Source organism: Bacillus sp. JJ1521 (assembly GCF_036965165.1).
Lineage (GTDB): Bacteria > Bacillota > Bacilli > Bacillales > Bacillaceae_L > Ferdinandcohnia.
Window position 1 is genome coordinate 1 of sequence record NZ_JBALOX010000155.1, and the last position, 9,360, is coordinate 9,360.

Here is a 9,360-nt window from a genome sequence, read left to right on the forward strand (position 1 = left end):
ACAGGTGCATGTTCATTTGATTATATCGGACAAACTTGGCAGGATATCGGACACAGTCTGAATTTTATCGGACCCAAATCTAAATATATCAGCCCAAACCCGCAATATATCGGACAAACCCAAAATTCGGGAACATCCCACCAAATCCTTTTTCCATAAAAATCAACGTATGCTTTATGTCAAGTATTTGGTACAATAAAAGTTAGTAAATCGAACGTAAAATTTTTACATAAGAAATCTTATCCATAGGTGGTGAAAAGATTGATTGAGGCTTGGTTACTCGAATTTGCAAAAGGGATTGGACGATTCTTTCTGCATCCAATGTTTTATTACTTTGCTGGATACTGCGTCCTATTAGGCTATTTCCGCGTCAAACGTGAGCGGCGCGCCTTTCATATAAGAGTAGAAGACGGATTTTACGACCTACGATCACTCCTTCCAGGTGGTTGGCTCGCGGGACTACTCATATCCGTCGCAACGATTGCAGCTGGTGTAGTGATCCCATTTGGCAGCATTGTGTTAATCGCGATCGTCACATTATTACTCAGTTTGCCGATCAAAACTCGCTTACTTTCTCCTGCGTATATTTTAGGAATATCGTTTTTCGGAATTATTTTATTATCGGAACTATCCGTAGAAAACAATTTCATTACTAGATTGCTAGATGATCTGGGCAACACAAGCCTAGCATCGATTGCCATTTTACTAGGCGCGCTACTACTAGTGGAAGGAATTCTGATTTTGAAAAAAGGTCATATCGGCACGTCACCAGACCTTTTAAAAAGCAAACGCGGTCTTCCAGTCGGCGCCCATGTTACACAAAGACTGTGGCTTGCACCTGTATTTTTACTAATACCGGGAGAAGCGCTCACCACACATTATGAATGGTGGCCGGTTTTCACTGTGTCCGGAGAAGCTTACTCATTGATTTTAGTACCGTTCGGAATCGGTTTTTATCATAAAGTAAAAAGCATGCTGCCAACCCAAAGCATTCCAGTCGTTGGAAAACGCGTGATTCTGCTAGGAATCGTAATCACAGCCCTAGCGGTTGCGAGCATCTGGTTCCCAGTTACAGCCATTATCGCAGCGTGTTTTGCATTAGCAGGACGTGAACTCATTTACCTGCAGCACTATTTCATGGATGAATCGAAACCATCGATTTTTTCGCAACGAAATCAGGGGCTGCTCGTTCTAGGGATTATTCCACAATCGCCAGCCGACAAAATGCAAATTAAAATTGGCGAGACGATTGCAAAAGTCAACGGCATTCAAGTAAAAACCGTCCAAGAGTTTTACATGGCACTTCAAAAAAACCGTGCACTATGTAAGCTTGATGTATTAGATATTAATGGTGAGGTCCGATTCATTCAACGTGCCCTATACGAAGGCGAGCACCACGAACTCGGCATCCTATTTGTGAACGAAGGCAAGGGATGGAAGCATAAAGCGGTGTAAAAATTAGTCGGAATCTGTTCAAAATTCTCCAGAATGATTTTCAAAATGAGCTGGACTTAATATAAAAAATAGAAATAGTGAAGTTTAAGCTATATGACAATAAAGGTTATTTTGTCATAATAAGAGAAAATATTAAGGCCTTGGAACAGGCATTAAAATAATCTGAAAACAGAGGATTCATGTGAATCCTCTGTTTTCTTTTTCCTAGAACGATTAAAAATCCTTTAGTTTGGTAATGCACTAAAAAAATCCATTGACATTAATTTTTACTCTGTGCTAAGTTAATATTGTTAGTTCATCACTCTAATATGTTAGCAAACTAAAGTACTTTTCGAAAAACTAGAAATAAAAGTTGTAATGAACAAACCAATCATTCAAATAAATTAAAGGGGCTATTATAATTATGACACGCAAAATGACTATTATTCTATCTATTGTAACGATCTTTATGCTTTTAGCAGCATGTTCTAATTCATCTTCAAAGAATTCAAAAGATGAAGATACACTGGTAATAGGTATCGATGATAAATTTGCTCCTATGGGGTTTAGAGATGAAAATAATGAAATTGTAGGATTTGATATTGACTACGCGAAAGCTGCTGCTGAAAAGATGGGCGTAGAGGTGAAATTTCAACCAATAGATTGGAAAACAAAAGAATCCGAGCTAAGCAGTGGTAGAATTGATTTAATTTGGAACGGGTATACCATTACAGAAGAACGTAAAGAAAAAGTTCTTTTTACAAAACCGTATTTGAAAAATGCACAAGTTATTGTGACATTGGCTGATTCAAATATTACGAATCTAGATGATTTAGAGGGAAAGGTTGTTGGTCTTCAGTCTCTTTCCTCAGCATCAGATGCTCTAGAATCTAGTCCTATTAAATCAAAAATTAAAGAGGTTACAGAGTTCTCTGATAATGTTTTAGCTTTAAATGATTTAAAAGTAGGTCGTTTGGATGCTGTTGTTATTGATGAGGTTGTCATTAACTATTATTTATCTAAAGAGAGCGGTACATTTAAAGTACTTGAAGAATCCCTAGCCCCTGAAGAGTACGGGGTAGGTGTAAAAAAGGGAAATGAGCCCCTACTTGAGAAACTTCAAAAAGCTTTAGATGAAATGAACGAAGATGGTACAGCAGCGGAAATTTCTAAAAAATGGTTTGGTGAAGATAAGGTTTTATAATATACGTTGGTATATGAAATATAGGCGAAACAGGATTTCCTGGTGGGAACCCTGTTTTGTTTTTTGGAGGAATCCTCATTATGTCTTATGAATATCTAATCTCAATACTTAAGCCCATGTTAGAAGGTGCACAAGCAACGGTACTTTTGTTTATAATCGCAATTTTACTATCTATTCCAATCGGGTTCGGTCTAACTTTAGCAGTAAGAAGCAACATTAAACCCATATCATGGTTTGCGCAAACATATATCTATGTAATGCGAGGAACACCTCTCCTCCTTCAACTATTACTTATCTGTTTCGGGCTACCTATGTTACCTGTAGTAGGTGAATATCTAGTATTAGACCGTTTCGTAGCTGCTACGATTGGCTTTGTATTAAACTATTCTGCATACTTTGCAGAAATCTTTCGCGGCGGTCTGTTAGCTATTGATAAAGGTCAATATGAAGCTTCTCAGGTGCTTGGATTAAATAAATGGCAAACAACAACACGCATCATTATTCCACAAATGTTTCGTATTGCACTACCTTCAGTGGCAAATGAATCGGTGACGTTAGTTAAAGATACTGCCTTACTCTATGCAGTTGCAGTACCAGAATTATTACATTTTGCCCAAACTGCAGTGAATCGTGACTTTACAATAATTCCATTCTTTGTAGCAGGTATTATCTATTTATTAATGACAATGATCTTAACTATTCTTTTTAAAGGCATTGAAAAACGATTGAAATATTAAAAATAAGGAGTGTAGGATGTGGCTATTATTGATATATCCAACCTCAAAAAATCATATGACCATGTAGAGGTTCTAAGTAAAATAAGTTTTGAAGTAAATAAAAATGATGTTGTAGCAATTATTGGACCTTCCGGTTCTGGAAAAAGCACATTACTTCGAAGTCTTGTTTATCTCGAAGAAGTAAACGGAGGCAGTATTAAGGTTTTTGGTGAAGACCTTGTGAAGGAAGGGATCTATCCCAAACCGCAAAAGATAAAGAAACTCACTTCAAAGATGGGTATGGTCTTTCAACATTTTAATCTGTTCCCTCATTTAACGGTGAAAGAAAACCTGGAACTTGCTCCAAAAATGGTTAGAAAAGAGTCTCCAATAGAAATTCACAAGAGAAGTATAGAGTTACTTGATAAAATTGGGCTATCAGACCGGATGACAGCATACCCAGCTACCCTTTCAGGAGGACAAAAACAAAGAGTAGCGATTGCACGTGCTTTGATGATGAACCCAGAAATATTATTGTTTGATGAGCCTACTTCAGCCCTCGACCCAGAATTAACTGGGGAAGTCCTGCAGGTTATGAAAAAGCTTGCAGAAGAGCAAATGACAATGATTGTCGTAACGCATGAAATGGGCTTCGCTAAGGAAGTGGCTAATAGAGTCATTTTTATGGATAAGGGAGAGATTGTTGAATCAGGGCATCCCGATGAGATATTCTTAAATCCAAAGCTTGATCGTACAAAAGTTTTTTTGAATCGAAATCTTAACAATTAAGAGGATATTAGAGCATTTGACTGGAAGGCATCAGTCTGAAATACCGAAAAAATGTCCAATATGTAAATAATGAAATAGCAAAAAAACGAGGGATCAATCGAATCTCTCGTTTTTTTGTCTTTCTTCTAATAGTTATTCTCCCGTAATTACATATTAAAAACACCAACAATTGTCAATAGAAATGGTAATTTTTACATTCCGTTCATTCTGGATTAATAAAATTTACAAAACCTTTACAAAACATCCAATGTATCTTTACATAAAGCGTTTATTCTTTACATGTCGAATAAAATCGATCAATCTTGGAGGTTTAAATAAATGACGTTAACAAGAAGGACTATTCATGGATTATTGGTGGTATTCTTAATCGCCATTTTATCAGCATGTGGAAATAATAATAATGTAGAAGGATCATCAAATGAAGCTTCGGCAACAGTTTCTGTTTCGGGATCTACATCAGTAGGGCCATTAGCCGAAAAAATTGCAGAAAAGTATACAGGAGAAAGTAATATAAAAGTCGAAATAAATCAAATCGGATCATCAGCGGGGATCCAAAATGCGATATCCGGAGTATCGGAAATTGGCATGTCCTCTCGTGATTTGAAGGAGGAAGAAATTGCAAGTGGGCTCACCGAGACCATTATTGCTTACGATGGAATTGTTGTCGTGACACACCCTAGTAATAATGTAAAAAACCTTACGATCGAACAAGTGAAGGCCATTTTTACCGGTGAGGTTACTAATTGGAAAGAGCTGGGGGGCGATGACCTTGAGATCGTCGTTGTTTCCAGAGAGGATGGCTCCGGTTCACGGGATGCCTTTCAAGAAATCGTTGGTTACTCTTCAGGTGAATTAGTAAAAAGTTCAATCATTGCGAGTGGAAATGGGAATATAAAAACAACGGTTGCTGGGAATAAACATGCGGTGGGTTTTATCTCATTTGAATACATTGATTCCTCCATTTCTACGATTGATATTAATGGAGTAGAGGCTACAGCTGAGAACGTGTTACAACAGAAATACAGCCTGTCACGTCCATTTTTATTTGTACATAAAGAGGATCAAATTACTGATGCTGGAAAGCAGTATATTGACTATATTTTGAGTCCAGCTGGCCAAGCGATTGTTGCTGAAACAGGGGCTATTCCTATTAAGTAACTGCTATTAAAAGATAAAAGAGATTCATGGGGGTAAACGTATGTCAAGGCAGCCCGAAGAGGTAAAGAATTCGAATAAAAGGAAGTACATATTAGAGAAGCTGTCATCCAGATTATTTCAGTTTTGTGCACTTCTTTCAGTAATCAGTTTATTATTAATCGTAGGATTTGTATTTTATAAAGGAGCCCTCCCATTTGTAGTAGAGGGATACAGCTTTTTTGACTTTCTGTTTGGAGTCGATTGGGTTCCGAGTGAAGATAAATTTGGCATCCTGCCAATGATTGTCGCATCCATTTACGCAACAATTGGGGCCTTAGTGATTGGAGTGCCGATTGGCTTATTTACAGCAGTATTCATTGCTGAAATTGCACCAAAAGGCGTCGCAAAATTTATTTCTCCAGCCGTTCAGCTCTTGGCTGGTATTCCATCTGTTTTATACGGTGTGTTTGGACTTGCCCTTATCGTCCCATTTTTACAAAATCAGTTAAACCTAGTAAAAGGACAAAGTTTGATTGCAGTTATTCTTGTTTTAGCCATCATGATGCTTCCAACTATCGTGACCGTTGCGGAAACAGCGATCCGTGCTGTTCCAAAAACTTACCGCGAAGGTTCATTGGCACTTGGCACATCTGAGATTGAGACGATTTTTAAGGTAGTCATTCCAGCAGCAAAGTCTGGGATCACGGCAGCTATTGTTTTAGGATTAGGTCGAGCAATCGGTGAAACAATGGCGGTTATCTTAGTAGCCGGAAACAGTCTTATTTTACCAACAAGCCTAACGGACAGCGTGCGTCCATTAACAACAAATATTGCGTTAGAAATGGGATATGCATTCGGTACTCACCAAGAGATGTTATTCGCTACAGGTATTGTGTTGTTCTCGTTTATTTTAATATTGAATTTTGTTTTAGCGAAAATCAGTTCGAAGGGTGGTAAGTAGGTTGAGAAAGCTTAAAGATCATTTGTATCGTGGATTGCTTTGGGGAGCGGCTTTCTTGACTGTTGCCGTACTCGTGATGATTGTTGGCTATATCTTTATGAAGGGATATCGTTTAATCAGCTTTGATTTTATCTTCGGTGACTACTCGCCTGCAGGAGGCGGTGGTATTTGGCCGATGGTGATTACGACCCTTTACACCATTGTGATTTCATTAATCATCGCAACTCCAATTGGAATTTTTGCAGCTGTCTATTTACAGGAATACGCAAAACAAGGTCGAATGGTAAACATCATTCGTTTTGCAACTGAAAGCTTAACGGGGATTCCGTCAATTATTTATGGATTATTTGGAGCCGTGTTCTTTGTGACAACTTTAAAAATGGGAATGTCCATCATCGCGGCTTCCTTAACATTAACGATTATCGTTTTGCCTGTCATTATCCGAACAACAGAAGAATCGCTTAAAACAGTTCCCCACTCTTATCGGGAAGGGTCACTAGCCTTGGGAACGACAAAGCTCCAGACGTTAATTAAAGTCATTTTGCCAAGTGCAATGCCTGGTATTTTATCTGGAATTATTCTTTCGATTGGAAGAATTGTTGGTGAGTCGGCTGCGATCTTTTTAACGGCCGGGACGGTTGCCGCTATGCCTTCAGGTATCTTCTCATCAGCACGAACATTAACGGTTCATTCTTTCTTGGTTACGCAGGAGTCAGGTGACATTGAATTAGCTTCGGCAGTTGGAATTGTCTTAATCGTAATTATTCTAGCGTTGAATTTAACGGCAACGTTTATCTCAAAAAAATTAAACAAAGCGGACTACTAACTTTATACAGCCGGGGTTTATACCCCGTCTGAATAAAGTTAGAGCCTCCGGCGGATGCCACGATTTTTAAAAGGAAATTTTTCGAGCTTAAGATCAAAGACTAAGAACGCCACTTCCTGTGGCAACGTCTTTGTGACCCACATCGTGTGGGCCTAAAAAAATCGGGCGCAAATACGCCAAGGCGTATTTGATAAGAAGAGGTGTTGACATGAGCGCAAAAGAGATTAAAGTAAAGATAAATAATTCAACACTGATGAAGCAACCAGATAAAGAGGTCAAAATCAGTGTTCGAGATCTGAATTTGTTTTATGGAGAAAAACAAGCATTGTACTCCATTTCACTTGATATCCATGCAAATGAGGTTACCGCTTTAATTGGTCCATCTGGATGTGGTAAATCCACTTTCCTACGGACATTAAACCGCATGAATGATTTGATTGATGGGGTAAAAATTAGTGGCAATATCATAATTGACAATGAGAATATTTACAAATCCACCGATGTGATCAATTTAAGAACCAGAGTAGGGATGGTTTTTCAGAAGGCTAATCTATTCCCGATGAGTATTTATGACAATGTCGCTTATGGTCCAAGAATGCAGGGAATTAAAAATAAAAAAGAGCTCAATGAAATTGTTGAAAGTAGCTTACGCGGTGCGGCAATTTGGGATGAAGTGAAGGATCGTCTGAAGACGTCGGCACTTGGTCTTTCAGGTGGTCAGCAACAACGTGTTTGTATCGCACGCGCCATTGCGATGAAACCAGATATTATCCTTATGGATGAGCCGACCTCTGCATTGGACCCGATCTCCACGTTAAAAGTAGAAGAACTCATTGAAAACATGAAAAAGGATTACACGATCGTTATTGTTACTCATAATATGCAACAAGCAGCAAGAGTATCCGATAAAACTGCGTTTTTCCTTAGTGGTGAAGTCGTCGAATATGACGAAACCAATAAAATCTTTTCAGTACCTAGTGATCAAAGAACGGAAGATTACATTACAGGCAGATTCGGTTAATTGGTGTAGAGGGGCAGGTATCTACCCCGCGTCCCAACGGTTAACTTTGGAGGGTGAGAAATATGGTTGTTCGTGAAAACTTTGAGAATAAATTACAGGAACTTCAGGAAAAAATGAAAACAATGTGCGATTTGGCTGCTTCGTCACTTGAACAGGCGTTTGAAGCGTTAAAAACCAAGGATGTAGAATTAGCATTAAAAGTCATTGATGAAGATGAGGTCGTGGATGATCTTGATACTGAAATTAATCATTTTATCATATGGCTTTTGGCGAAAGAGCAACCTGTCGCGAGAGACTTACGCAAAATCATCGGCGCTTTAAAAATCAGTTCGGAAATCGAGCGAATTGCCGATTTTGGAGTGAATATTGCAAAATCGACCATCAAAATCGGGAATGCCGATTCGTCAGTGAATATCACGATTCTTGAAAAGATGAAAGATATCTCTATTAAGATGCTTCAAAAGGGATTAGATTCATTTTTAAATGGAGATATCGCGCTGGCGAAAGAAGTTGGTGAATTGGACGATGAGGTTGATCAATTCAGTGGCGATGCCTACAAGTTAATCACAAGCTATTTAAAAGAACATCCAGAGGAAACCGATCACCTTGTGCAATTATTATTGATTAATCGCTACCTCGAACGAACAGCTGACCATATCACAAACATCGCAGAAAGCGCAGCCTACCTAATTAAAGGTCAGATGTATGATTTGAATTCATAATAGCTAAAGAGAGCCGAATGAAATTTATGAAAAATAAACGGAAAAATTCCTACTAATTTGGGGAATACCCAAAATTCCTGGAAATAAGTGGAGTTTTTCCGTTTATATTATTGAATACCTTGGATTTTGTCCTATTTAGAGCAGTTAATCGGAAAACCTCCGCTTAAATTCGCTTCTCGAGCATCTCCAATATACATTAGCCGGAAATTCTCCGCCTATGAATTTCTAATATCTACACAAAAATCGATAACGAGAAGCCGGGAATGGTTTGCAAACTTCGTAATGTGCAATCCTAGGCATTAGCAATTAAAAGTATAAGTACGAAATAAGCATAGGTCACAATGGACCTATGCTTTCGTTTTAATTTAATGCTTTCTTCAATGTCTCTAGATTTTGCCTCATAATACTAAAATAGTCCTCGCCATTAGCGTCGTCTGCTGCAGTTATGGCTTCAAGATTATGAAGGGTTAAGCTCTCCGCGTTTAGTTCATTTCTTACCATTTCCGCTACTTTGGATGTTAGATTCTGATCGAAAATAACAAACTTGATG

At 38.3% G+C, this 9,360-nt stretch carries 10 protein-coding genes; 9 read left to right on the forward strand and 1 reads right to left on the reverse strand.

The features are described 5' to 3' along the window. Positions 1-252 precede the first annotated feature (252 nt). From V7147_RS19110 to phoU, 9 genes are all read left to right on the forward strand, one after another. On the forward strand, positions 253-1,455 hold the full coding sequence (locus tag V7147_RS19110) for a PDZ domain-containing protein (protein WP_335369430.1): 1,203 nt from the start codon (positions 253-255) through the stop codon (positions 1,453-1,455). Between the two features lie 403 nt (positions 1,456-1,858). Next, on the forward strand, positions 1,859-2,638 hold the full coding sequence (locus tag V7147_RS19115) for an amino acid ABC transporter substrate-binding protein (protein WP_335369421.1): 780 nt from the start codon (positions 1,859-1,861) through the stop codon (positions 2,636-2,638). An 80-nt stretch (positions 2,639-2,718) separates the two neighbouring features. Next, positions 2,719-3,375 carry an amino acid ABC transporter permease gene (locus V7147_RS19120; protein ID WP_335369422.1) on the forward strand — a complete coding sequence of 219 codons (657 nt, stop codon included), beginning with the start codon at positions 2,719-2,721 and terminating at the stop codon, positions 3,373-3,375. Between the two features lie 18 nt (positions 3,376-3,393). Further along, positions 3,394-4,143 (forward strand): amino acid ABC transporter ATP-binding protein, encoded by a 750-nt coding sequence (locus V7147_RS19125; RefSeq protein ID WP_335369423.1) that lies wholly within the window; start codon positions 3,394-3,396, stop codon positions 4,141-4,143. Positions 4,144-4,461: 318 nt separating this feature from the next. Further along, positions 4,462-5,301 carry a phosphate ABC transporter substrate-binding protein gene (locus V7147_RS19130; RefSeq protein WP_335369424.1) on the forward strand — a complete coding sequence of 280 codons (840 nt, stop codon included), beginning with the start codon at positions 4,462-4,464 and terminating at the stop codon, positions 5,299-5,301. A 40-nt stretch (positions 5,302-5,341) separates the two neighbouring features. Continuing rightward, positions 5,342-6,241 carry a phosphate ABC transporter permease subunit PstC gene (gene pstC, locus V7147_RS19135; protein WP_335369425.1) on the forward strand — a complete coding sequence of 300 codons (900 nt, stop codon included), beginning with the start codon at positions 5,342-5,344 and terminating at the stop codon, positions 6,239-6,241. A gap of 1 nt (position 6,242) precedes the next feature. Further along, on the forward strand, positions 6,243-7,067 hold the full coding sequence (gene pstA / locus V7147_RS19140) for a phosphate ABC transporter permease PstA (RefSeq protein ID WP_335369426.1): 825 nt from the start codon (positions 6,243-6,245) through the stop codon (positions 7,065-7,067). Between the two features lie 208 nt (positions 7,068-7,275). Then, complete coding sequence (pstB, locus tag V7147_RS19145) at positions 7,276-8,088, forward strand: phosphate ABC transporter ATP-binding protein PstB (protein ID WP_335369427.1); 813 nt, start codon at positions 7,276-7,278, stop codon at positions 8,086-8,088. 62 nt (positions 8,089-8,150) lie between these two features. Further along, positions 8,151-8,810: a phosphate signaling complex protein PhoU gene (phoU, locus tag V7147_RS19150; protein WP_335369428.1), complete on the forward strand. Its 660-nt coding sequence runs from the start codon at positions 8,151-8,153 to the stop codon at positions 8,808-8,810. Positions 8,811-9,170: 360 nt separating this feature from the next. Here the strand turns inward: phoU and V7147_RS19155 are convergent. Then, positions 9,171-9,360 (reverse strand): metal ABC transporter solute-binding protein, Zn/Mn family (locus V7147_RS19155; RefSeq protein WP_335369429.1); only part of this gene is annotated, 190 nt, incomplete at its 5' end.

Bases quoted from the DNA above. Each gene is read 5' to 3' on its own strand.
- phoU (WP_335369428.1), top strand. From the start codon at position 8,151: ATGGTTGTTCGTGAAAACTTTGAGAATAAATTACAGGAACTTCAGGAA.
- pstB (WP_335369427.1), top strand. From the start codon at position 7,276: ATGAGCGCAAAAGAGATTAAAGTAAAGATAAATAATTCAACACTGATG.
- V7147_RS19115 (WP_335369421.1), top strand. From the start codon at position 1,859: ATGACACGCAAAATGACTATTATTCTATCTATTGTAACGATCTTTATG.
- V7147_RS19120 (WP_335369422.1), top strand. From the start codon at position 2,719: ATGTCTTATGAATATCTAATCTCAATACTTAAGCCCATGTTAGAAGGT.
- V7147_RS19130 (WP_335369424.1), top strand. From the start codon at position 4,462: ATGACGTTAACAAGAAGGACTATTCATGGATTATTGGTGGTATTCTTA.
- pstC (WP_335369425.1), top strand. From the start codon at position 5,342: ATGTCAAGGCAGCCCGAAGAGGTAAAGAATTCGAATAAAAGGAAGTAC.